Annotated in this window: 22 protein-coding genes; 14 read left to right on the forward strand and 8 right to left on the reverse strand. The window is 67.4% G+C overall.

The genetic code is table 11. The annotated features are described in order from the left end of the window. Nucleotides 1–43 precede the first annotated feature (43 nt). The gene (locus C8C93_RS13355) at nt 44–562 is read left to right on the forward strand and encodes a hypothetical protein (protein ID WP_233559380.1); all 519 of its coding nucleotides are present in this window, start codon (nt 44–46) and stop codon (nt 560–562) included. Nucleotides 563–617: 55 nt separating this feature from the next. Continuing rightward, nucleotides 618–1,355: a DUF4124 domain-containing protein gene (locus C8C93_RS13360; protein ID WP_121507218.1), complete on the forward strand. Its 738-nt coding sequence runs from the start codon at nt 618–620 to the stop codon at nt 1,353–1,355. Between the two features lie 25 nt (nt 1,356–1,380). On the opposite strand, the gene C8C93_RS13365 is transcribed toward C8C93_RS13360, so the two are convergent. Further along, entirely contained in the window at nt 1,381–2,337 is a 957-nt protein-coding gene (locus C8C93_RS13365; protein ID WP_121507219.1) for an NAD-dependent epimerase/dehydratase family protein, read from the reverse strand. A gap of 71 nt (nt 2,338–2,408) precedes the next feature. Between C8C93_RS13365 and C8C93_RS13370 the strand changes: the two genes are divergently transcribed. The 4 genes from C8C93_RS13370 (at nt 2,409) to C8C93_RS13385 (ending at nt 7,487) form a co-directional block, all read left to right on the forward strand. Next, entirely contained in the window at nt 2,409–3,473 is a 1,065-nt protein-coding gene (locus tag C8C93_RS13370) for a CDP-6-deoxy-delta-3,4-glucoseen reductase (RefSeq protein WP_121507220.1), read from the forward strand. Nucleotides 3,474–3,484: 11 nt separating this feature from the next. After that, the gene (locus C8C93_RS13375) at nt 3,485–5,728 is read left to right on the forward strand and encodes a PAS domain S-box protein (protein WP_233559382.1); all 2,244 of its coding nucleotides are present in this window, start codon (nt 3,485–3,487) and stop codon (nt 5,726–5,728) included. Beyond that, the gene (locus C8C93_RS13380; protein WP_121507221.1) at nt 5,725–6,417 is read left to right on the forward strand and encodes a response regulator transcription factor; all 693 of its coding nucleotides are present in this window, start codon (nt 5,725–5,727) and stop codon (nt 6,415–6,417) included. Before C8C93_RS13375 ends, C8C93_RS13380 begins: the two co-directional genes overlap by 4 nt. Nucleotides 6,418–6,497: 80 nt before the next feature. Next, complete coding sequence (locus C8C93_RS13385; protein ID WP_121507222.1) at nt 6,498–7,487, forward strand: tripartite tricarboxylate transporter substrate binding protein; 990 nt, start codon at nt 6,498–6,500, stop codon at nt 7,485–7,487. 201 nt (nt 7,488–7,688) lie between these two features. Here the strand turns inward: C8C93_RS13385 and folK are convergent, their stop codons facing one another. The 4 genes from folK to hda form a co-directional block, all read right to left on the reverse strand. Further along, nucleotides 7,689–8,216 (reverse strand): 2-amino-4-hydroxy-6-hydroxymethyldihydropteridine diphosphokinase, encoded by a 528-nt coding sequence (gene folK, locus C8C93_RS13390; protein ID WP_121507223.1) that lies wholly within the window; start codon nt 8,214–8,216, stop codon nt 7,689–7,691. After that, complete coding sequence (pcnB, locus tag C8C93_RS13395; RefSeq protein ID WP_121507224.1) at nt 8,213–9,805, reverse strand: polynucleotide adenylyltransferase PcnB; 1,593 nt, start codon at nt 9,803–9,805, stop codon at nt 8,213–8,215. Before pcnB ends, folK begins: the two co-directional genes overlap by 4 nt. Nucleotides 9,806–9,868: 63 nt before the next feature. Then, on the reverse strand, nt 9,869–10,588 hold the full coding sequence (locus C8C93_RS13400; RefSeq protein ID WP_121507225.1) for an HAD family phosphatase: 720 nt from the start codon (nt 10,586–10,588) through the stop codon (nt 9,869–9,871). A gap of 38 nt (nt 10,589–10,626) precedes the next feature. Continuing rightward, nucleotides 10,627–11,325, reverse strand: coding sequence for a DnaA regulatory inactivator Hda (hda, locus tag C8C93_RS13405; RefSeq protein ID WP_055395116.1), 699 nt, complete (start codon nt 11,323–11,325; stop codon nt 10,627–10,629). A 184-nt stretch (nt 11,326–11,509) separates the two neighbouring features. Between hda and purM the strand changes: the two genes are divergently transcribed. Together purM and C8C93_RS13415 are read left to right on the forward strand one after the other, a co-directional pair. Next, nucleotides 11,510–12,562 carry a phosphoribosylformylglycinamidine cyclo-ligase gene (purM, locus tag C8C93_RS13410; protein ID WP_121507226.1) on the forward strand — a complete coding sequence of 351 codons (1,053 nt, stop codon included), beginning with the start codon at nt 11,510–11,512 and terminating at the stop codon, nt 12,560–12,562. Nucleotides 12,563–12,614: 52 nt separating this feature from the next. Further along, complete coding sequence (locus C8C93_RS13415) at nt 12,615–13,715, forward strand: AI-2E family transporter (protein ID WP_121419276.1); 1,101 nt, start codon at nt 12,615–12,617, stop codon at nt 13,713–13,715. Between the two features lie 100 nt (nt 13,716–13,815). Here the strand turns inward: C8C93_RS13415 and C8C93_RS13420 are convergent, their stop codons facing one another. Continuing rightward, a complete protein-coding gene (locus C8C93_RS13420; RefSeq protein WP_121507227.1) occupies nt 13,816–14,886 on the reverse strand; it encodes a PHB depolymerase family esterase in 1,071 nt (356 codons plus the stop codon). Nucleotides 14,887–15,194: 308 nt separating this feature from the next. Between C8C93_RS13420 and C8C93_RS13425 the strand changes: the two genes are divergently transcribed. From C8C93_RS13425 to C8C93_RS13440, 4 genes are read left to right on the forward strand one after another with little or no spacing between them, the layout of a single operon-like run. Further along, nucleotides 15,195–15,764: a cysteine hydrolase family protein gene (locus tag C8C93_RS13425; RefSeq protein WP_121507228.1), complete on the forward strand. Its 570-nt coding sequence runs from the start codon at nt 15,195–15,197 to the stop codon at nt 15,762–15,764. A 15-nt stretch (nt 15,765–15,779) separates the two neighbouring features. Continuing rightward, nucleotides 15,780–16,571, forward strand: a complete 792-nt coding sequence (locus C8C93_RS13430) for a carbon-nitrogen hydrolase family protein (protein ID WP_121507229.1) — start codon at nt 15,780–15,782, stop codon at nt 16,569–16,571. Further along, nucleotides 16,568–17,203, forward strand: coding sequence for a DJ-1/PfpI family protein (locus C8C93_RS13435; protein ID WP_121507230.1), 636 nt, complete (start codon nt 16,568–16,570; stop codon nt 17,201–17,203). The genes C8C93_RS13430 and C8C93_RS13435 overlap by 4 nt, the downstream gene beginning before the upstream one ends. Nucleotides 17,204–17,240: 37 nt before the next feature. Beyond that, on the forward strand, nt 17,241–18,242 hold the full coding sequence (locus C8C93_RS13440; RefSeq protein WP_055395067.1) for a GlxA family transcriptional regulator: 1,002 nt from the start codon (nt 17,241–17,243) through the stop codon (nt 18,240–18,242). Nucleotides 18,243–18,570: 328 nt separating this feature from the next. On the opposite strand, the gene C8C93_RS13445 is transcribed toward C8C93_RS13440, so the two are convergent. Next, nucleotides 18,571–19,560: a Bug family tripartite tricarboxylate transporter substrate binding protein gene (locus tag C8C93_RS13445; RefSeq protein WP_121419270.1), complete on the reverse strand. Its 990-nt coding sequence runs from the start codon at nt 19,558–19,560 to the stop codon at nt 18,571–18,573. 41 nt (nt 19,561–19,601) lie between these two features. After that, nucleotides 19,602–21,071, reverse strand: coding sequence for an argininosuccinate lyase (gene argH / locus C8C93_RS13450; protein ID WP_121419269.1), 1,470 nt, complete (start codon nt 21,069–21,071; stop codon nt 19,602–19,604). Between the two features lie 52 nt (nt 21,072–21,123). On the opposite strand from argH, the gene C8C93_RS13455 reads away from it, so the two are divergent. Together C8C93_RS13455 and C8C93_RS13460 are read left to right on the forward strand one after the other, a co-directional pair. Next, complete coding sequence (locus C8C93_RS13455) at nt 21,124–22,422, forward strand: sensor histidine kinase (RefSeq protein WP_121507231.1); 1,299 nt, start codon at nt 21,124–21,126, stop codon at nt 22,420–22,422. Next, nucleotides 22,403–23,161, forward strand: coding sequence for a LytTR family DNA-binding domain-containing protein (locus C8C93_RS13460; protein WP_055394454.1), 759 nt, complete (start codon nt 22,403–22,405; stop codon nt 23,159–23,161). The genes C8C93_RS13455 and C8C93_RS13460 overlap by 20 nt, the downstream gene beginning before the upstream one ends. The last annotated feature ends 45 nt before the right edge of the window (nt 23,162–23,206 follow it).

Here is a 23,206-nt window from a genome sequence, read left to right on the forward strand (position 1 = left end):
CGAGCAGGGTGGAACGGCCACTCCCTGCCAGGGTCTGACCACCATGACAAACACATTTGCCCGCCTTATTTCTGCCACGGTCCTGGGCGCCGCGGTGACCGGCTGCGCCACGGTGCAGGGTGACCCGTACTACGAACCCACTCCGTACCGTGTTTATGAGCAGCCGGGTTACATCTACAACAACGCCCCGCCGGTGTACCCCGCGTATTCGGCGCCCCCAGCCGTTATCTACTACGGTGGACGTGACCGGGACGACCGCTGGGAGCGAGACCGCAACCGTAACGACTGGCGAGAACGTGAACGCGAACGGGAACGTGCCGAGCGCGACCGGCAGGCCCGGGAACGCGAGCGTGATCGCCGCGAACAGCAGGCCCGCGAGCTCGACCGCCGCCAGCGCGACCGTGACCAGGCCCTGCGCGAGCAGGCTGAGCGCGACCGCCGCGCCGCAGACGATCGCCGCAACCGCCAACCCCCTCCAGGCCGTGTTGCGCCAGGCAGCTACTCGTTTGACCCCCACGACTGGCGCTCCCGCCAACAGTCCAACAGCCCCGACAAGCCCTGAAAGGGGCTGACCAGGGCTCCCACCGCCACGCTTTTGCCCACCTTGGCCGCAGACCATGAGCCTCCGCAACCGCCATCTCGCCCTCTTCCTCTGTGTGTGCGCAGCCTGGCTGGGCACCGTGGCCCACGCACAAGTGGTGCGCTGCACCGACACCCGCACCGGCAAGGTGACCTATACCGATGGGGCCTGTACGGGCGGAGCGGCGGCGCGCGAAGTGGAAGCGCGCAAAACGCCGGAAGAACTCCAACTGGAACGCGAACAGGCCGCTGAGGCGCTGGAGCGCAAGCAACAGCGGCTGCAGGCCGAGGCCACCGCCGCAGAGACCGAGGCCCGCCGCAACGCCGAGCGCGACCGGGCACGCGCTGCGCAGGCCGCTGCCGCAGCCCCACAACCGCAGGACTACGCCCGCTCCCCGGAATGCGCACGTTCGCGGCGCAATTTCGACATGGTGGCTGCAGGCCTGTCGCGCTCGACCTATGAGCAGGAACTGCGGCTCGAAGCGGCCCAGAGGCAGGTGGACCTGGACTGCCTGGGCCCCCAGGGCTATGCCGAGGTCGAAAAGGCACGTGCCAACCAGCCGCGTGTGGTGGTGGTTCCTCCCTCCAGGCACCGCCCTCTCTACCCCGATCCGTTTCCCCAGGCAGGTACCCCACAACCCCCACCACGCCTCACCCAATGTGGCGACTTTCGCTGCACCGACAACCTGGGCAACACCTACCCCCGCACAGGTCCGGGACGGTTTCCCGGGCCCGGTGGGGTCTGCCGCTCAAACGGCGGCCAGGCGCCCTGCTGATGCCACGGGCGCGTAGCAACAGGCCCTAACGTTGTGGCTGCCCGCTCAGCCCCTCGGCCACGCTGGGGTAGCGCAGCCGTAACCCCAGTTCCCGCACCATGCGCTGGTTGTCGAGCCGGCGTGACTCGCTCATGAAGCTCAGCAGCATCAGCGACAACTGCTCCTGCGCTGCAGTGCGGGGCACACGCGGGGGGCGCGGCAGGCCGTACAGGTCGGCGGCCAGGTCAAAGTAATCGCCCATCTTCAGGTGGGTGGCGTCGCTCACGTTGTAAGTGCGCTGTGACAGCCCTTTCCACACGGCGGCCATACAGGCCCGCGCCAGGTCATCGGCATGGATGTGGTTGGTAAACACATCGTCTTCGGCCACCAGCACCGGCGTGCCTCGGCGCAGACGGGCCTCGGGCGTGCCGCCTTCACGGTCAGGTGCGTAGATACCCGGAATGCGCAGCACGCTGGCCCGCACACCGGCACGGCCCAGGTGGCGTACCGCAGTTTCTGCGTTCACGCGGCGCTGCGCCCGCGGGGTGCCGGGAGCCACGGCCCGCGTCTCAGGCACCAGGGCCCCCTGGCAATCGCCGTACACCCCACTAGTCGATGCATACACCAAGGACACCGGCAGGCTTCGCAGCCGCAGCGCGCGGGCCAAGGCCACGGTGCGGGGCTCCAGCCACCAGGCATTTCCTCCGGCCCCTTCGCCCGGAGGGGGCGCCAGGTGCAACACCCGGGTGGCCAGCCCGGCAAGCCTGCGCAGCGAAGGCGCATCGTCCAAATTGCCCACGATAGGCCTGGCTCCCAGGGCGCGCAGCCCCGCGACCCGCGAGGGACTGGACGTGAGCGCCATCACCCGCATGCGTGCGGCGCCGGGGCCTGATTGCAGATCGCGCAGGATGCGTTGACCTACATCACCGCAACCCACGATCAGGAGGCGTTCACGGCGAAAGCGCGCAGGGAGGGCGCCAAGGGGGCTTTGTATTGAAGGCAAAATTGGGTCCGTTTGCTTGGCTTTTGCTGGGCCGATAGTTTGATCGAAGACGATTCCAAGGATACCCACACATGACCAGCGCAGAGGCTGCAACCCCCGCAGCGTTCCAGATCACCGTGCAGCCCAGCGGCCGCGCTTTCAGTGCCAATGCGGGCGAGGCCATCCTGTCCGCCGCCATCCGCAGCGGCGTGGGCCTGCCCTACGGCTGCAAGGACGGCGCCTGTGGTTCGTGCAAGTGCAAGAAGATCAGCGGCGCCGTGCACCACGGCGAACACCAGTCCAAGGCACTCACGGCCGATGAAGAGGCTGCAGGCCTGGTGCTGACCTGCTGCGCGCAACCGCTGACCGACGTGGTGCTCGAATCACGCCAGGTCACTGACGAAAGCGCGTATCCGATCAAGAAGATGCCGGTGCGCGTATCTACCCTGGAAAAAAAATCCCACGACGTGATGCAGGTGCGCCTGCAGCTGCCCGCCGCCGATACCTTCCGCTACCACGCGGGCCAGTACATCGAATTCATCCTGCGGGATGGCGCCCGCCGGGCCTACTCGATGGCCAACGCGCCCCACACGCAGGCTGAAGCGCCGGGCGTGGAGCTGCACATCCGCCACATGCCGGGCGGCAAGTTCACCGACCATGTGTTCGGCGCGATGAAGGAAAAGGAAATCCTGCGGGTGGAAGGCCCGTTTGGCAGTTTTTTCCTGCGCGAGGACTCCGACAAGCCCATCGTGCTGCTGGCCTCGGGCACGGGGTTTGCGCCCATCAAGGCGCTGATCGAGCACATGCAGTTTAAGGGCATCACACGCCCGACCGCGCTGTATTGGGGCGGCCGCCGGCCGGGCGACCTGTACCTGCATGACTGGGTGCTGGCGCGTGCGGCCGAAATGCCCCACCTCACCTACGTACCCGTGGTGTCCGATGCCACGCCCGAAGACGCTTGGGCGGGCCGCACCGGCTTTGTGCACCAGGCGGTGATGGACGACTTTGCCGACCTCTCGGGCCACCAGGTGTATGCCTGCGGGGCGCCCATCGTGGTGGACTCGGCCCGCGATGCCTACAGTGCACAGCGCGGCTTGCCCGCAGAAGAGTTCTATGCAGACTCCTTCACCTCCGAGGCGGACAAGCACGGCGGCTGACCGGGGCGCACATGCCAACCACCCCGGCTGAGCCCGCTGCACCCCGTGCGCCGCTGGCGCTGCCGCCTCCCGGCACTGCGCTCCCGCCAGGGCGGATTTCGCGATGGCGCGCCGCAGTGCGCGGCACGGGCCCCATGGCGGCCGTGGTGGGGCTGGCGGTGCTCCTGGTGCTGGGCGCGGGAGAATGGGCAACCCAGAGCGAACTCGATAACCAGTGGGACAACCTGCGCCGCTCGGGCGAGGTGCAGGCCCTGGCCCTGCGCGGCGTGGCCACCCGCTACAGCTACCTGCCATTCACCGCCGCGCAGCAGCCGCTGATTGCCCAGCTGCTGCGCAACCCCGGCGCACAACCGCTGCGCAGCGCTGCCAACGCCTACCTGCAGACCATCAATGCCAATGCGGGCTCGGACACGCTGTATGTGATGAACACCGACGGGCTCACGGTAGCCTCCAGCAACTGGGACACCCCCACCAGCTTCGTGAACCAGAACTACGGCAATCGCCCGTATTTCCGCGATGCACTGCAAGGGCAGCCGGGGCGGTTCTACGGCGTGGGCAAGACCACCGGCGAACCTGGGCTTTTTGCATCGGCACCCGTGGTGGAAAACGGCCGGGTGATCGGCGTCGTGGCCGTGAAGGTGTGGATGCAGCCCATCGTGGACACTTGGGCGCAACTGCGCGACCCGGTCTTCGTGACCGATGAGCGCGGCATTATCTTCCTCGGCTCTGTCCTCCCCTGGCTGTACCAGACCACGCGCCCACTGCCCGAACAGGACGTGCTGCAGGTGCAATTCGACGAGCAGTATGGCGCACGCTGGACACCCCAGCCCGTGCCCTGGAAAACGCTCCAGCGCGACGGCCAGCCAGGCACCGAGATCCTCGTGCCCGGCACCGGCAAGCGCTATCTGGCCCTTGAAGAGCGCCTGCCCGATCTGGGCTGGACGCTGACCCTCACGGCCGACAGCAAGGCCATCGCCCTGGCGCGCCAACAGGCCTGGGCACTGGCGAGCCTGGCGTCGGGCCTGCTGGTGCTCGGTGCCCTGTACTGGCAGTTGCGCGAACGGCGCCTGCAAGAGAACCGGCAGGCCCGCATCGAACTGGAGCAGCGCGTCCAGGAACGCACCCATGCACTGCAGCAGGCGCAGGCATTTCGTCAGTCGATGGAAGACTCGCTGCTGGTGGGCATGCGCGCGCGCGACCTCGAAGGCCGCATCGTCTACGTGAACGCCGCCATGTGCGACATGGTGGGCTACAGCGCAGACGAGCTGATCGGCTGCCTGCCGCCCTACCCCTACTGGCACCCGGACGACCTGGACCGGCACTGGAACGACAGCGACACCGCCCTGGCCGGCAAAGCCGCGCCCCAGGGCAACGAAAACCGGCTGCGGCACCGCAATGGCTCCGACGTGTACACCATGTTCTACACCGCACGCCTCATCGACGGCAACGGCCAGCACATCGGCTGGATGAGTTCGGTGGTGGACATCACCGCCCAAAAACGCGCCGAAGAACAGCAGCAGCAGCGCGAGGCCCAGCTGCAGCGCGTGCAGCGTGTGATCACCGTGGGCGAAATGGCCTCCACGCTGGCGCACGAGCTGAACCAGCCACTGGCCGCCCTGGTCAACTACGCCGCCGCAGCGCGCTCACTGGCGGCGCAGGGCAAAACCGAGCTGCTGAACGACAGCCTCACCGCACTCTCCAGCCAGGCCCTGCGCGCCGCCGACATCGTCGGCCGCATCCGCCGCTGGGTGCGCCAACACCCCGAGGCCCGCGAGCCCTGCGACCTCAATGCCGCCGTGGACCAGTCCCTGGGCCTGCTCCTGCGCGCCGAGGCGCGGCGGCACGGGGTGGCGGTGCGGCTGGACCTGGCCCACGGCCCGCTGCGCGTGAATGCCGACCGCGTGCTGCTCGAACAGGTGGTGCTGAACCTGGGTCTCAACGCCTTGCAGGCCATGCAGGCGATGCGCGCAGATGCCACGCTGCCCGAGGCGCACGAACTATTGCTGCGCACCACGGCCGATACCCGGTTTGCCTGCCTCGAAGTGCTGGACCGGGGACCTGGCCTGCCACCCGAGATCGCCGAACGCCTGTTCGAGCCCTTCTTCACCACCCGTTCCGACGGCCTGGGGCTGGGCCTGAACATCTGCCGCTCCATTGTCGAAAGCATGGGCGGCGAGCTGCTGGCGCGCAACCGCGACGGCGGCGGCGCCGTGTTTGAAATCCGGTTGCCCCGCATTTTCTTGCCCCCACCATGACCGACAGCCATCCGACCACTCCCGTCGCCGTCAACACCACAGTTTCCGCGAATGTCTACGTCGTGGACGACGACGAGGGCGTGCGCAACTCCCTGGCAGCCCTGCTGCTGGCCGGTGGCCATGCGCCCCGCACGTTTGCCAGCGGCCCTGAGTTCCTGGCCCGCGCCGACCTCGCCCACCCGGGCTGCGTGCTGCTTGACCTGCGCATGGACGGCATGAGCGGCCTGCAGGTGTTCGATGCCCTGCGCGAGCGCAATGCCGTGCTCAAAACCGTGTTCCTGTCCGCCCATGGCGAACTGACCTCCGCCGTCACCGCCGTCAAGCAAGGGGCCGTGGACTGGCTCGAAAAACCCTGCGACGAGCAAACCCTGCTGGCCGCCGTGCTCCGGGCCGCGAACCTGTCGCTGGAAGACGCACAGCGCGCACAGCGGCGCAACACCCTGCGGGAGCGCTGGAACACGCTAAGCCCGCGCCAGCAAGAGGTGGCGCGCCTGCTGGCCACCGGCATCAGCAGCAAGGAGGTGGCCCGCGCGCTGGCCCAGCGCGACCCGGAGCGGCCTATCGACCCGCGCACGGTGGACACGCACCGCTCTGCCATCTTCCTGAAACTGGACATCCGCTCGTCGCACGAGCTGGGCATGCTGGTGGAAGATCTGGGGCTGGCAGAAAACACGTTGCGCACGCTGTGACAGCCCTCCACAGGCACCCTCCACAGCTGCCGTCCACCAGTTTTCGTAAGCAGTCTTATTATTTTTTGCACAATGGCACCATGAACCGCAGAAACCACCTCATCGCCAGTGCCGCTGTTGCAGCGGCTTTTTCATCCCCCTTCGCGGCCTCGGTCGCGCTTGCGCAGGACTCCGGCCAGCCCATCCGTCTGGTCGTGCCCTACGCACCCGGTGGGCCCATCGACGTGACGGCGCGTGCACTGGCCGAGCGCGTGCGCGACTCGCTGGGCACCGTCATCATTGAAAACAAGGGCGGTGCCGGCGGCAACATCGGTGCCGACGCCATTGCCAAAGCCGCACCCGATGGCCTGACCATCGGCATCGCCGCCACGGCCACGCACGCAGTGAACCCCTGGCTGTACGCCAAGATGCCCTACGACGCGGGCAAGGACTTCGCGGGCATCACGCAGATGGTGCGTGTTCCCAACGTGCTGGTCATCAACGCCGCCAAAGCCGAGCAGCTCAAGATCAACACCCTGGCCGACCTGATCGCCTACGCCAAGGCCAACCCCGCCAAGCTCAACTACGGCAGCGGCGGCAACGGCAGCGCGGGCCACCTGGCGGGCGAGATGTTCAAGCAGCGCGCGGGCATCTTTGCGCTGCACATCCCCTACCGCGGCGCCAACCCCGCGCAGCTGGCACTGCTGGCGGGCGAAGTGGACTTCAACATCGACAACCTGGCGGCCGCCGCACCCAACATCCGTGCCGGCAAGCTCAAGGCCCTGGCGGTGACCTCGCTGGACGCCTCGCCCTCGCTGCCGGGCGTGCCACCCCTGTCTGCTACTTTCAAGGGCTTTTCCATCGACACCTGGTGGGGCCTGGTGGCACCCGCAGCCACGCCCAAGCCCATCATCGACAAGCTGAACAAGGCCTTTGTAGCCGCCCTCAATGCGCCAGAAACCAAGACCCGCTTTGGCGCCTTGCTGGCCGAACCCGTACCCACCACACCGCAGCAGTTCGACAGTTTCATGGCCAGCGAACGCGCGAAGTACCAGCAGGTGGTGAAGGCGTCCGGGGCAAGAGTCGATTGACCCCCTGAGACGCTGCGCGTCATCCCCCAAAGGGGACGCCACCGGTGGCCCGGCAGAGCCGGTTCCACGGTGGCACTGGCGTTGGGCCGCGCCAGTTTCATCCGGTGCGGGTGAATCAGTCGCACGGGGAAGGATTTTTAAGTTTTTTTGGCCTCTAGCGCTGATCCAATAAGCGCTAGCAGCTCCTGATTCAGGAGCAATTTATCCACCCACCACAGCGTCCGCCCAACCCGGGCCTTCGAGCCGGTGGATGTCCTGCAATGCCACGGCCTGCAGCGCTGCGGCGTCCACCCGCTCGGGCGCAAGATCGGCCAGGGGGCGCAGCACAAACGCGCGCTCGGCCATCCGAGGGTGGGGCACGGTGAGCTCGGGGGTGTCAATGGCCTGGCCGCCAAACCACAGGATGTCCAGGTCCAGCGTGCGCGGGGCGTTGCGGTAGGGGCGCTGGCGGCCAGCGGCTTGTTCGATGGATTGCAGGGCCTGCAGCAGGGGCTGCGGGGCCAGGGCCGTGGTCAGCTCGGCCACGGCATTGAGGTAGTCGGGCCCACCGGCATCGACCGGCGCGCTGCCGTAGAGCGGCGACACGCGTGTGACCCGGGTGCCTGGCAACTGGCCAATGGCCGCCAAAGCATTGCGCAAGGCCGCCTCACGCTCGCCGAGATTGGCGCCCAGGCCCACGTAGACCAGGGCGGGCCGTTCGCGCTCGTCGCCGAGGTCCGGCAGATTCACTCTCCCGCCGCCGCAGGGGCTGCGCCTTCGCCGCCTCCCGCACCACCGGGCTTGCGACGGCGGCGGCGGCGCTTCTTGGGGGCACCACCTTCGGAGGGGAACTCAGCGTCGCTGTCGACCGGTCCGGCGTCTGATCCTTGGGGCAAGCCGCGCGGATCGGCGGCGGGTGCAGCGCGGGGCACGCGCTTGACCACGGGCTGCGCTTTCTGGCGGGCTTTCTGTTCTTCTTTGGCCTGGTCCATCAGGTCATCACGGCGCTCGTCGTCGGCGGTCTGGAAGTCCTGCCACCACTCGGCCAGCGCTTCTTCCACCTCGCCCACATCGGCGCGCAAGCGCATGAAGTCGAAACCGGCGCGAAAGCGCGGCTGCATCACCATGCCAAACGGTGTGTTGCCCACGCGCTTTTCAAAACGCGGTTGCATGACCCAGATCTCGCGCATGTCGGCGGCCAGTTTGCCCCGGCCGGACACATCACCAATGCGCTTGTCGAACACCTCGTCGATGGCCTCCTGCAGCGCGGGCAGCGGGTGCTGGCGCTGGTTCAGGCGCGTCTGCCAGCCATTGCGCACGTCTTCCCACAGCACGCAGGCCAGGAGGAAGCTCGGGGCGACGGGCTTGCCTTCGTTGACGCGGCGGTCGGTGTCCACCAGGGCGGCTTTGACAAACGGCGTATCGGCACGCTCCACGGCCACGTCCAGCAGCGGGTAGATGCCCTTGGCCATGCCCAGCTTGCGCAACTGTTCAATGGTGGCAATGGCGTGGCCGGTTTGCAGCAGCTTGAGCATTTCGTCGAACATGCGGCTCTGCGGCACCTCGGCCAGCAGCGCCTGCGACTGCACCAGCGGGGCTGCCGACTTGGCCTCGATGCTGAAACCCAGGCCGCTGAGCTTGGCTGCAAAGCGCACGGCACGGATGATGCGCACCGGGTCTTCGCGGTAACGCGTGGCGGGGTCGCCAATCATGCGCAGTGTCTTCTTCTTGGCGTCCTGCAGGCCCTTGTGGTAGTCGACCACGATCTGGCTCACCGGGTCGTAGTACATGGCGTTCACGGTGAAGTCGCGGCGCGTGGCGTCTTCGTCCTGCGGGCCCCAGACGTTGTCGCGCAGCACGCGTCCGCTGGCATCCACAGCGTGCTGCATGCCCGACAGCTGGGCCTTGCTGGTCTTTTCGTTGCCTGCCACCTGGCCTGCAGCGGCGTTGTCCAGGTAAGCGCGGAAGGTGGAGACCTCGATCACTTCATGCTCACGCCCCCGGCCGTGCACCACGTGCACGATGCGAAAGCGCTTGCCGATGATGAAGGCGCGGCGGAACAGCCCCTTGACCTGCTCGGGCGTGGCGTTGGTGGCCACGTCAAAGTCCTTGGGGCGCAGGCCCAGCAGCAGGTCGCGCACGGCGCCGCCGACGATGTAGGCCTCAAAACCTGCTTGCTTGAGCGTGGCAACCACCTCGGCAGCACGGCGGTCCACCAGTTCGGGGTTGATGCCGTGCACCGAGGCAGGCACCTCTTCGCGCTTGCCGAAGTGGGGCTTGCCGCCCGAGGTGCCGGGCGTCGATTTGCCCATCAGTTTGTCTAGGAACTTCTTGATCATGGAGTGAAAGGTTTCAGGGGGTCGGGCACGAAACGGCGGCTGGTGGGGGCTGCAAGGCGCTCATCATTCAGCTGGTTGTGCAGGCGTTTCGGCATCGGCCGCAAACAGGTCCAGTATGCGCCAGCCGCGCTCCTGGGCCAGGGTGCGCAGGCGCGGGTCGGGGTTGGTGGCCACCGGGTGGTTCACCTTCTCCAGCAGGGGCACGTCGTTCATCGAGTCGCTGTAGAACGTGCTTTCGACGTCTCCCCAGGCCAGTTGCCGCTCGGCCAGCCATTGTTCCATGCGGCGCACCTTGCCTTCGCGCATGGTGGGAATGCCGTCAATCTCGCCGGTGTACCAGCCGCTGGCGTCGCGCACCAGTTGCACGGCCAGCAGTTGCGACACGCCCAGCGCCTGCGCGATGGGCGTGGTCACAAATTCGTTCGTGGCAGTGACGATCAGCACCTCATCGCCTGCAGCCTGGTGCTGGCGGATGAGGTGGAGCGCCCGGGGTTTGATGGCCGGGGTGATGACCTCGCGCATGAACTGCTGGTGCGCGGCCGCCGCCGCCTCGGGCCCGCGCAGGCGCACCGCCTCGGTCGCAAAACGCACGTAGTCGTGCACATCGAGCGTGCCAGCCTGGTAGTGGGCGTAGAACTCGTCGTTGCGGCGCGCGAACTCCACGGGGTCGTTCCAGCCGATGCGGATGGTGAATTCACCCCACTCGTAGTCAGAGTCGAGCGGCAGCAGCGTGTGGTCCAGGTCAAACAGCGCAAGCCGCAAGCGGCGGGGTTCAGAAGTCATTCAGGTTCACACGTAAAAAAAGACGTGGGGGCACGGCGTTATTCCGATTCCAACATTGTCTTGAGCAAGGGAATCGTGATGGCGCGCTGGGTGCGCAAGGCAAAGGCATCCAGCTGGTCCAAGAGCTGCATGAGGCTGCCCAGGTCGCGCGAGAAGCGGTTGAGCATGTAGTCCATGACTTCATCGCCCAGGAACACGCCGCGTGCGTCGGCCTCCTGGCGCAGCACGGCGCGGCGCTCGGCCTCGCCCAGCAGCTGCAACTGGAACACATGGCCCCAGCCCAGGCGGCTGCGCAGGTCGTCGCGCAAGGGCAGGTCTGCCGGGGGCAGGTTGCCAGCAGCCAGCACCCAGCGCTGGCTGCCGCTGGCGGGGCTGATGGCGTTGACGAACCAATTGAAGGCCGTGGCCTGCTGGGCGGTGCTGTACAGGTGCACGTCGTCCATGAGCACGGCTGCCCAGTTTTCGTCGAAATCAGGGGGTTCCGCGACGGCCGGGTCGAGCCAGCCTACGCTGGAGCCCTGCTCGCGCAGGGCCTGGCGCACGGCCTGGAGCAAATGGGTCTTGCCACTGCCGGGCTCGCCCCACAGGTAGGTGGGCACGGGGGAGCGGGTGGCCTCGCTGCTGCCCTCGCCGGCGGCCAGGCGCAGATGTTGCAGGGCGGCTTCATTGGGGCCTGCATAAAACCGGGCCAGCGTGGGCCCTGTGGCCAGGCCGATGTCCAGTGCCAGTTGCTTCATCATGGCTGCCGTCCACAGGCACACAGGCAGAGGGTTGGGGCATGAAACAGCATGGGCTTGAAGGACAAAACAGGGCGGTGTGAAGGGGTGAGCGGGTGGCACTGGGTGCGCAACCCGTAAAATCTGGGCAAATTTTAGTCTGCTGCGCACGCTGTTCCGTGCCGTCCCTGCCTTGAGCACCCCTATGAGCACCTCTGCCACCTCCCCCACCCCCCTGTCCTACAAAGACGCTGGCGTTGACATCGACGCGGGCGATGCCCTGGTCGAACGCATCAAACCTCTGGCCAAGAAGACCATGCGCGAAGGTGTGCTGGCGGGTATTGGCGGCTTTGGCGCGCTGTTCGAAGTGCCCAAGCGCTACAAGGAGCCGGTGCTGGTCTCCGGCACCGACGGCGTGGGCACCAAGCTCAAGCTGGCGTTTGAATGGAACATGCACGACACCGTGGGCATCGACCTGGTGGCCATGAGCGTGAACGACGTGCTGGTGCAAGGCGCCGAGCCCCTGTTCTTCCTGGACTACTTCGCCTGCGGCAAGCTCGATGTGGACACGGCTGCGGCCGTGGTGGGCGGCATCGCCAAGGGTTGCGAACTGAGCGGCTGCGCGCTGATCGGCGGCGAAACGGCCGAAATGCCCGGCATGTACCCTGCCGGTGAATACGATCTGGCCGGCTTTGCCGTGGGCGCGGTCGAAAAGTCCAAGATCCTGACCGGCAAGGACGTCAAGCCCGGCGACGTGGTGCTGGGTCTGGCCAGCCATGGTGTGCATTCCAACGGTTTCAGCCTGGTGCGCAAGTGCATCGACCGCGCCGAAGCCGCTGGCACCCTGCCCGCCACGCTGGACGGCAAGCCCTTCAAACAGGCCATCATGGAACCCACCCGCCTGTACGTGAAGAACGTGCTGGCTGCGCTGGCGGTCCATCCGATCAAGGCCCTGGCCCACATCACCGGCGGCGGCCTGCTGGAGAACATCCCCCGCGTGCTGCCCGAAGGCACGGCCGCCCACCTGACCAAGGGCAGCTGGCCCCAGACCGAGCTGTTTGCCTGGCTGCAAAAGACCGCCGGCATCGACGACATCGAGATGAACCGCACCTTCAACAACGGCATTGGCATGGTGGTGGTGGTGGATGCCGCCAACGCTGAGGCCACAGCCGCCACGCTGCGTGCTGCGGGCGAGCAGGTGTACACGATTGGCACGATCGCTGCGCGCGGCGAAGGCGCCGCCGTGGTGGTGGCCTGATCGCCCCCGCCCGCGTTCATTCAACCCCACCGCACACGACCAGTTTCAGCGCATGGCGCAGCGCCCCCCTTCTGCCCCCGTCGCCCCCGCACCGCCCGAGCCCACCACGCTGCCACCGCGCGCCCTGACCCGGGGCGTTGTGGTGGCCAGCTACCTGCTGGTGGCGGCCGTGCTGCTGCTGGTGATGTGGCGCGGCCTGCTGCCGGGCCTGTTGTGCGTGTGCCTGGGCTTTCTGCTCACGCGAGCCCTCACACGCTGGTTTGCCCAGGGCCTGGGACGGGTGCAGCGCCAGTCCACACCTTCCGCCCGCAGCCTGCGGGTGGCGCAGGTGGTGGCGGCAGGTCTGGTCATGCTGCTGCCGCTGGCGCTGCTGGCCGCCGGACTGACGCACTCGCGGGGTTATCTGGTCGATGCCCCGCAGCAATACCGTGAGCTGCTCAACTACATGGCGCGCACGGTGCTGGAGCTGCGCCTGAAGCTGCCTGCCGACATGGCGGCCCACCTGCCCGAGGGCGCGGCTGAAATCCAGCGCATCATCGCCAACTACCTGGGCGCCAAGGCTGGCGCGCTGGCCATGGCCGGGCGCGCCTGGCTGGCCGGGCTGCTGTTTGCCTATGTGGGCCTGCTCATCGGCGCGCTGGCGGCCGTGCGCCCACCAGCCCTCGCGCGCGGCCCGCTGGCCCAGCAGCTCAAGCTGCGCATCACACTGTTTGGCGAGGCGTTCCGGCAGATCGTGGCCGCGCAGTTCTGGATTGCGGCGTTCAACACCCTGCTCACCGCGCTGTTCCTGCTGTTTGTGCTGCCGCTGTGGAATCTGGAGCTGCCCTACACGCCCGTGCTGATCACGTTCACGTTCATTGCCGGGCTCGTGCCCATCGTGGGCAACCTGGTGTGCAACGTGGTCATCACCATCGTGGGGCTGTCGGTGTCGCCGCTGGCGGCGGCCGCCTGCCTGGGCTTTCTGATCCTGATTCACAAGGCCGAATACGTGATCAACGCCAAGGTGGTGGGCCGCCGCACGCAGATGGGCGTGTGGGAACTGCTGAGCGTGATGTTCGTGGCCGAGGCCGTGTTTGGCCCCGCCGGGCTGGTGGCGGCCCCGCTGTTTTATGCCTACCTCAAGAAGGAACTGGTGGCAGCGCGGCTGGTGTAGCCGGCCATGGATGCTGCCACCGGCAGCATCAAACACCACATTCACTACAAATTTAATAGCTGCTCACGCTTGACAGATAAGCGATAGAGCCTATTTTTATTCATTTTTCTGCAAACTGCCGCGCCACAAAGGCCCACACCAGGGCGGAGGCATCCGGCCCGGCCGGGTCGCTGAACGGCAATTGCGCCACGCCGCCGCTCCAGGCGTGGGCCAGCCCCGCCACTTCGCGCAGCGCCACCACGGTGCGGCCCCGGGTCTTGAATTCGGTCACCCGCATGGCATGGCGCTGCCCACGCTGCAAGGTGCGCAAGGCTCCGGCCCGCGCGCCCAGCGCATCCGCCCACAGCAGGGCCGTGGCCGCCGCGTTACGCACAGAGACCACACCATCGGCATCGCCATGCAGCACCAGCAGGGGCGGCAGCGGCAGCACGGAAGGGGTTGCGCCCTGGTTGAGAGAGACACCCAGGGGCTCTGGCAGGTGCGCAGCGCGCCGCCCGTGCATGGCGGCCAGCGCCGTGGCGGCCGATTCGGCCGTGCCCGGTGCCACCCCGGAATGCATGGCCACGGCACAGAACCGCTGGGGATAGAGCGCGGCCATCAGCACGGCCATGCTGGCACCGGCCGACAAGCCCGCCACGGCCACACGGGCCAGGTCCACCGGGTAGCGGCGCGCCACCTTGTCCACCGCAGCCAGCAGCGTGGCTGCCTCGGCCTGGGCCTTGCCGTTGCGGCGCTCAAACCAGTTCCAGCATCCATGGGCGTTGGCCATGCGCTCCTGCTCGGGGTACAGCACCAGAAAACGCTCGCGCGCGGCCAGCCGGTTCATGCGCGTGGCGGCAGCCAGATCGCCCCCCGTCTGGCCGCAGCCATGCAGCATGATCAGCAAGGGCAGTTTCTCGTCTGCTTTCAGCGCCAGCCCTGGCGGGATGTAGAGGTGGTAGCGCCGCGCGCCCGCAGGCCCGGGTGCAACGCCACCGACCCACTCTCCGCGAGCGGGCACGGGCTTGCTGGCCGCGCGCCGGGCTGGCACCGCTGGCGCAGGCACCACCCGGCGCGGCGCAGCCGGGGCCTTGGCGCGCACAGGGCGCGCCGCCCGGGCAAAGGCCTTCAGGTTGCGCTGGTAGGCCCGCGTCAGCGCTGACAGGGAAAACAAGCGGGAGCGTCTGGCCATGGCAAGGAGTTGTGTAGTGGGTGGGCTGTAGAGGTCAAAATTTAGGGAAAACCCTAATCACCATAACAGCTTATGCGGCTCACCGCGCAAAACTATCAATTTGATAGCTACAAAACATTACCCATACAGCGTTAATCGCCTTTTTCCAGACAACCCCATGGCCCGCTTGCCCACCATTCCCTATGAAACCTCGCCAAGACATCCACCGATGGCGTAAATTGATCGAAACCTGTCCCGTCTGGCGCGGACTCCACGCCTTAGCTTAATAAAAATAGAGGCTTCAAACCATCCATCAAAAGAAGCACACCATGAAAACATGTCTGATTGTGATTGACGTCCAGGAGTCCTTTCGCCACCGCCCTTACTTCACCACGCACGACCTGCCCGCCTATCTGCAGGCCCAGAACGCCCTGATCGAAGGCTGCGTGTCGCGCGGCGTGCCGGTGGTGCGGGTGTTCCACAGCGAAGGCCCCGAAGTGCCAGAGAATGCGTTTTCGCAGGTGTCAGGCCAGGTGCGCGCACTGGATGGCCTGGCGCCCTTCGAGGCGGCCGCCACCTTCACCAAGTCGCGCCACAGCGCGCTGGTGGGCACGGGACTGGACGTGTGGCTGACGCGCCATGGCATCCAGCGCCTCATCATCAGCGGCATCCGCACCGAACAATGCTGCGAAACCACCACGCGCCACGCCTCGGACCTGGGCTGGGAGGTGGACTATGTGACCGACGCCACCTTGACCTGGGACATGGTGCAGCCCGACGGCCAGACGCTGGCAGCCGCCGACATCAAGACCCGCACCGCCACGGTGCTGCAGGGCCGCTTTGCCACCCTGCGCACCGTGCGGGAAGCCCTGGACGCCCTGGAAGCGGCCGCAGCCTGACCGCCGGAGAACACCATGCGCGCCACTGTCTGCGAATTGCCCTACCAACCCCATCTGCTCGAAGCTGCCTGGGTAGCACTGTGCGCCCACACCCACAGCGCGCAATCCGAGCTGGTGCTGCTGCCCGAGTTCGCCTTTGTCGAGCCGGTGTGGGAATCGCTCCCCGCCGATCCTGCACGCTGGGGCGCCGCCGTCGCACTCAGCGACGCCTGGGCAGCCCGCCTGCCCGAGCTGGGCGCCGACTGGGTGGTGGGAGCGAGGCCTGTCACGATCGGCGGGCAGCGCTTGAACGAAGGCTTTCTCTGGTCCGCGCAGACCGGCTACGCGCCCCTGCGGCGCAAGTTCCACCTGCCCGATGAACCGGGTGGCTGGGAGGCCCAGTGGTTTGAGCGCGGTGATGCAGCATTTCCCCGTTTCAACGCCGGGCCGCTGGCCTTCGGCCTGAATATTTGCACCGAACTCTGGGCGCTGGACACCTATGCCCACTATGCGGCGCTGGGCGGGCTGCAGGCCATCCTGTCGCCGCGCGCCACAGCGGCCGCCACCACGGACAAATGGCTGGCCGTGGGCACCGTGGCCGCCGTGCGCACTGGCGCCTACAGCCTGTCGTCCAACCGCGCGGACCACGCCGCAGGCACCTATGGCGGCGCGGGCTGGGTCATCAGCCCCGATGGCGCCCTGCTCGCCCGCACCACGGCAGAACAACCCTTTTGCACCGTCGATATCGACCTGAAGGCCACAACGACTGCGCACGGCACCTATCCGCGTTATGTGTTTGCCCACCACCCTCCCCGCACCACACCATGACCACGCCATCTGCCATCGAACCCCCAAAGCCCCTGCAAGTCGCCATCCTCGTTTTTGACGAGGTGGAAGCCCTGGACCTGGGCGGCCCCTACGAAGTGTTCACCACCGCCATGCGCATGGCGCAGCGCCTGCAGCCTGGCGCACCCACGCCCTTTGCCGTGCAGTGCGTGGCCCGCAGCCTGACCCCCGTACAGGCCCGCGCTGGCCTGCGCGTACTGCCGGACGCGGACTTCACCAGCGCCACCGCGCCCGATGTGCTCATCGTGCCCGGCGGCGTGGTGGACGCCGCCGCAGCCTGCGCAGACACCCGTGCCTGGGTGGCACAGGCGGCGCATGGCGCGCAGATCACCGCCTCGGTGTGCACGGGTGCGTTCATCCTGGCGGCCGCTGGCGTACTCACCGAAGGGCCCGCGACCACCCACTGGGAGGACATTGCCGACCTGCGCGCGCAGTTTCCCGCGCTGGATGTGCGGGAAAATGTGCGCTGGGTAGACCGGGGGGCGCTGGTCACGTCGGCTGGCATCAGCGCCGGCATTGACATGAGCCTGCACCTGGTCACCCGGCTGGCGGGCGCAGCACTTGCGGAGCGCACCGCCCGCCAGATGGACACCCCGTGGAACAGGGAGCCATAAACCCCCTTGGGAGCGGCCCCGTTTTCAATAACTTGTCATGCAGGACACAACACCTTCCCCCATCCACGTGTACTTCGCCCTGCTGCCTGGCAGCCTGGTGCTGGACTGGGCGGGCCCCGCAGAGGCGCTGCGGATTGCCAACCAGACCCTGGTCGCCCTGGGCCAACCAGAGCGCTTTGTGCAGCACTTCGTGAGCCCCACGCCCGAGTCGATGTCGTCCGTGGGGGTCGCTGTCACCGGGCTGGCGCCGCTGCCTGACACACTGCCCAGCCCCGCGTGGGTGGTGCTGGTGGGCCTGGCAGGCCACCACATCGACGTGAGCGGCGCCGAAGCCCAGGCGCTGCTGCACTGGCTGCGGGGACTGCGCCCGGTGGCCGGGCAGCTGGAGCTGGTCACCGTGTGCGCGGGCGCGGTGCTGGCCGCCCATGCGGGGCTGCTGACCGGCCGCCGCGCCACCACGCACCACCTGCACCTGGACGAGCTGGCCCTGGTAGACCCACGCTGCGACGTGGCCGCCAACCGCGTGTTCGTGGCCGATGGCCCCATCTACACCAGCGCAGGCGTGACCACCGGCATCGACCTGCTGCTCCACCGCATCTCCGACATCTGCAGCCCCACGGTGGCGGTGCAGGTGGCGCAGGCCATGGTGATCGGGCTGCGCCGGGGGCCGGATGACCCGCAGTTCTCGCCGTTTCTGCACCACCGCAACCACATGCATCCCGCACTGCACCGCGTACAGGACGCCGTGGGCCAGCAACCGCAGGCCGACTGGAGCGTGCCGCAGATGGCCGAGGTGGCACACACCTCGCCGCGCCACCTCACGCGGCTGTTTCTGGAACATGCAGGCATCGCCCCGCTGCAGTACCTGCGGCGCATCCGCCTGGCCACGGCCGAGGCCGCGCTGCGCTCGGGCCAGAACGTGACGCAGGCGGCACTGATGGCGGGGTTCAGCTCCGACACCCAGCTGCGCCGGGCCTGGCACCAGTTCGGGCGCGGAGGCACGCCGTCGCAGGGTACGGGCCGGGCGCGCGCGCACTGAACTGCGGGCACCGGCCCGCTTCGCAGCCTCGGCCACGGCCCCAAAAGGCAGCCGCCGCGACGGCACAGACACTGCCATGAAAGAGCCATCGCGCCGATGAGAATGAACGTCTGCAGGCCCCGCGCCCGCAGCAGACTCTGGACACCCTGCCCGAGGAGCGCTTTGACCGGGTCACGGCTTTTGCGGCGCACCAATTCAAAGACCCGGCCCAGCCTTAGAAATCTGAAGCACGTGAATCCGCAGTTTGAATTTCCGCAATTCGACCGTTCTCAGGAACTGGAGGATGCAGCGGCATCCGCTCGACTGACCACACCAGGCACGCCCTGACCTACTGCGCCACAAACCCGCTGGTCTTGATGATGCGCGTCCAAGCCTCGGTGTAGGCCGCCTGGCGGGTGGCCAGCTGCTGCGGTGTCATGTAGCCCACCGTGAGGCCCATGGCCGTCAGGTGCTCGCGCACATCCGGCATCGCCACCACCTTGGACAGGGCGATGGAGAACTCGGTGATGAACTTCTGCGGTGTGCCGGTGGGGGCGTAGATGCCGTAGTACGGCAGGTCTTCAAAGCCCTTGAGGCCCATTTCGTCGAACGTGGGCACATCGGGCATGGCGGCCTGGCGCTTGGTGCCGAGCACGCCCACCACGCGCACCTTGCCCGCCTTGTGGTTCTCGATGAAATCCTGCACCGAGGCGACGCCTGCACCGATCTGGTTGCCCAGCATGTCGGCCATCATGGGCGCGCTGCCCCGGTAGGGGGCGGACACCAGGTCGATCTGGTATTTCTGCCCGATCAGCTTGACCAGGAATTCGGGGGTGGAAGCTGGCGCCGGGATACCCACGGCCCCCTTGCCCTGGCCCGCCGTGCGCACCCAGTTGACGTAGTCGCCGAACGACTTGGCGGGCGTGCCGCCCGAGACGGCGAATGCATTCACAAAGGTGGCAAAGCCACCGACGGGAACGAAGTCGCGCACCGGGTCGAAGCCAGCGTTCTTGACCACCTGGGGCAGGATGGAGATGGTGTGGTCGTGCGTGATGAACAGCGTGGTCCCATCGGGCACTGCGGCTTTGAGCGCCTGGGCCGCAATCTGGCCCCCGGCGCCAGGGCGGTTTTCCACCACCACTGGCACGCCCAGTTCGTCCTTGAGCTTCTCGGACAAGGTGCGCGCAATGGCGTCCGAACCACCGCCGGGCGGGAACCCCACCAGCAGGCGAATGGGCTTGGCCGACTGCGCCGACGCGAGCCCCACGGTCAGCGCAGCCCCCAGAAAGGCGCTGGTGCGCAAAAGACGGGACAACAGGCTGCGGCGGGATGGGGTCATGGCAAAAGCTCCAAAAGGATGTGCAATGGGCACCGCAAAAATCAGGCCAGGCGTGCCCGGTGGCGCGCAAGCTGTGCACGCACCTGGGCCGGGGCCGTACCTCCCAGCGTATTGCGGGCGTTGAGCGAGCCACGCAGGCTCAGGCACTCGTACACATCCTTCTCGATGGCGGGGTGAAAGCCCTGCAGCACCGTCAAAGGCAGCTCCGACAGGTCGCACGCGTGCGAGGTGGCCGCCTTCACGGCATGGGCCACGGTTTCGTGCGCGTCGCGGAAGGGCAGGCCCTTTTTCACCAGATAGTCGGCCAGGTCGGTGGCCGTGGCGTAGCCCTTGAGGGCGGCCTGCTCCATGGCTTGCGCGTTCACGGTGATGCCGCCTTCCTTTTGGCCCGTGGCGGGGTTCATCTGGCCGCCCACCATCTCGGCAAAGATGCGCAGCGTGTCTTTGAGCGTGTCTACGGTGTCGAACAGCGGCTCCTTGTCTTCCTGGTTGTCCTTGTTGTAGGCCAGGGGCTGGCCCTTCATCAGGGTGATCAGGCCCATCAGGTGGCCCACCACGCGGCCGGTCTTGCCGCGCGCCAGTTCCGGCACGTCGGGGTTCTTCTTCTGCGGCATGATCGAAGAGCCGGTGGTGAAGCGGTCGGCGATCTTGATGAAGCCGAAGTTCTGGCTCATCCAGATGATGAGTTCTTCAGACAGACGGCTCACATGCACCATGCACAGGCTGGCGGCGGCGGTGAATTCGATGGCGAAGTCGCGGTCGCTCACGGCGTCCAGGCTGTTCTGGCACACGCCCTCCATGCCCAGAGTTTTTGCGACGCGCTCGCGGTCCAGCGGGTAGGTGGTGCCGGCCAGGGCCGCGCTGCCCAGGGGCAGCACGTTGGTGCGGCGGCGCACGTCGGCCATGCGCTCGGCATCGCGCTTGAACATTTCCACATAGGCGAGCATGTGGTGGCCAAAACTCACGGGCTGAGCCACCTGCAGGTGGGTGAAGCCGGGCAGGATCACCTCGACGTTCTGCTCGGCCACATCCACCAGCGACACCTGCAGCTCTTTGAGCAGGTCGCCGATCAAATCAATCTCGCCGCGCAGCCACAAGCGCACGTCCGTGGCCACCTGGTCGTTGCGGCTGCGGCCGGTGTGCAGGCGCTTGCCGGCATCACCCACCAGCTGGGTCAGGCGGGCTTCGATGTTCAGGTGCACGTCTTCCAGGTCCAGCTTCCATTCGAACGCGCCGGACTCGATTTCCGACGTGATCTGGGCCATGCCGCGCTGGATGGAGGCGTGGTCGGAGGCAGAGATGATGCCCTGCGCGGCGAGCATCTCGGCATGTGCCAGGCTGCCTGCAATATCGGCCTGCCACAGACGCTTGTCGAAGAACACGCTGGAGGTGTAGCGCTTGACCAGGTCGCTCATGGGCTCGGAAAACAACGCCGACCAGGCCTGGGCCTTGGTGTCGAGCTGGTTGTGGGACGGCGCAGAGTCAGCGCTGGTGGCTTGGGCTTTGGACATAAGGAGGGCAATAATCCGGAGGTTCAGACACCCGGACAACCCGGGCGCCGCAATGCAAAACACGCAAATTTTATCGACCCAGCCCCCGCTGCCCGATTCTGACCCGCCAGAAAGGTCTGCGCGCAGCGTGCGGGCGGCCGCTGGCGCCGGGCCGGGCGGGCAGCCGCCGCGCGGGCGGGCCCTGGTGTTTGACGCCTGCCAGGTGGGCGTGGTGCTGCGGGCCGTGCTGTTCGTGGAGCTGGTGGTGGGCGTGGGCGCGATGTATGGGGCGGGCAACCCTGTGGAATGGCTGGCCACCCTGGCACTGCTGACGGGCGGTGCGCTGCCCGCCACGCTGCTGTGGCTGGTCACGGCCTGCAGCCTCAAGACCGTGCTGCAGCGCCTGACCACCGTGCAGCAATACCTGGCGGGCGTGCTGCTGGGTGCCCTGGCCGGGGCCTATGCCTGCGGCATGCTGGCGCTGGTGGCGCAACCCACCTCGGCGCCCTGGCTGGCCAGCGCCGCCACGGGCGCGCTGCTGGCAGCCATGCTGGTGGCCGCGCTGGTGCTGCGCGCGCGGGGCCGCACGCCCGCAGCCACCACGGCGCGCCTGACGGAGCTGCAGTCACGCATCCGCCCCCATTTTCTGTTCAACACGCTCAACAGCGCCATCGCGCTGGTGCGCGAAGAACCGGCCAAGGCCGAATCGCTGCTGGAAGACCTGTCCGACCTGTTTCGGGTCGCCCTCATCGAGCAGGGTGAATCGACCACGCTGGCCGAAGAAATCACGCTCGCGCGCCGCTACCTGGGCATCGAAGAGGTGCGCTTTGGCAAACGCCTGCAGGTGCAGTGGAACCTGGACCCCCGCACCGACGGCGCCCGCCTGCCTCCTCTGCTGCTGCAGCCCCTGGTGGAGAACGCCGTCAAACACGGCGTGGAGCCCAGCGACCGGGGTGGCAAGCTCCGCGTGCTGACCGAGCTGCGCGGCAGCCGTGTGGTGGTGCGCATCACCAACACCCTTCCCCCCAAGGAAGGCAAGAACAGCCATGGCAATGGAGAAGACACCGCGCCCCGCGGCCACGGCATTGCGCTGGCCAATGTGCGTGCGCGGCTGGCGCTGCTGCACGACGTGCAGGGCGAGTTCACCGCTGGCGTGCAGGACGGCCTCTACCAGGTGCGCATTACCCTGCCCGCCCCCGACCCCCAGCCCCGCGCCCGGGGTGGGCGCAGCACAGCACCGCCCGCGCGCCGCAGTTCTGGCAACCCCGGCAACCGCCATGGCAGCCGCGCGGCGCCGTTCCAGCGCCGCATGGTGGACAGCCCCAACGACAACAACAGCCCCTTGAGAGACCATGAACATCCTGATCGTTGACGACGAAGCCCTCGCCCGCAGCCGCCTGCGCACCCTGCTGGCCGATTGCGCCCAGGCCCAGCCCGCTCAGCGCATGACGGTGGCCGAGGCCTCCAACGCGAGCGAAACCATGGCACTGCTGGGGCCCACGGGCGGACGGGGTTTTGACCTGGTACTGCTCGACATCCACATGCCCGGCCAGGACGGCCTGGCCCTGGCCCACACCCTGCAGACCCTGCCCCAGCCCCCGGCGGTGGTGTTTGTGACGGCCCACGCCGACCACGCCGTGAGCGCGTTCGAGCTGGACGCCACCGACTACCTGACCAAGCCCGTGCGCCGCGAACGCTTGCAGCAGGCACTGGCCAAGGCGCAGCGCAGCGCACGCCCTTCCGCACCCGCCCAGGCGCCCAGCCTGCCCGAAGGCGAAACCCTGCTGATCCAGGACCGGGGCCGCACCGAACGCCTGCCCCTGGCCGAGGTGCTGTACTTCAAGGCCGAGCAGAAGTACGTGACCGTGCGCACCACCACCCGCAGCTACATCATGGACGGCTCGCTCAGCGAGATAGAAACCAAGTTCGCCCCGCGCTTCCTGCGCATCCACCGCAATGCGCTCGTGGCCCGCCGCGCAGTACGCGCACTGGAGAAACACTACGACCCCGAAGAGGGCGAAGGCTGGGCGGTGCGGCTGCAGGGGTCCACCGAATTGCTGGCGGTCTCCCGCCGGCAAGTCGCGGCCGTGCGAGAGGAGTTGGCGCGCTGATTTTGGCCGCTAGCGCTTGACAGACAAGCGCAAATAGCTATAAAT

Source organism: Acidovorax sp. 93, assembly GCF_003633835.1.
Taxonomy (GTDB): domain Bacteria; phylum Pseudomonadota; class Gammaproteobacteria; order Burkholderiales; family Burkholderiaceae_C; genus Acidovorax; species Acidovorax facilis.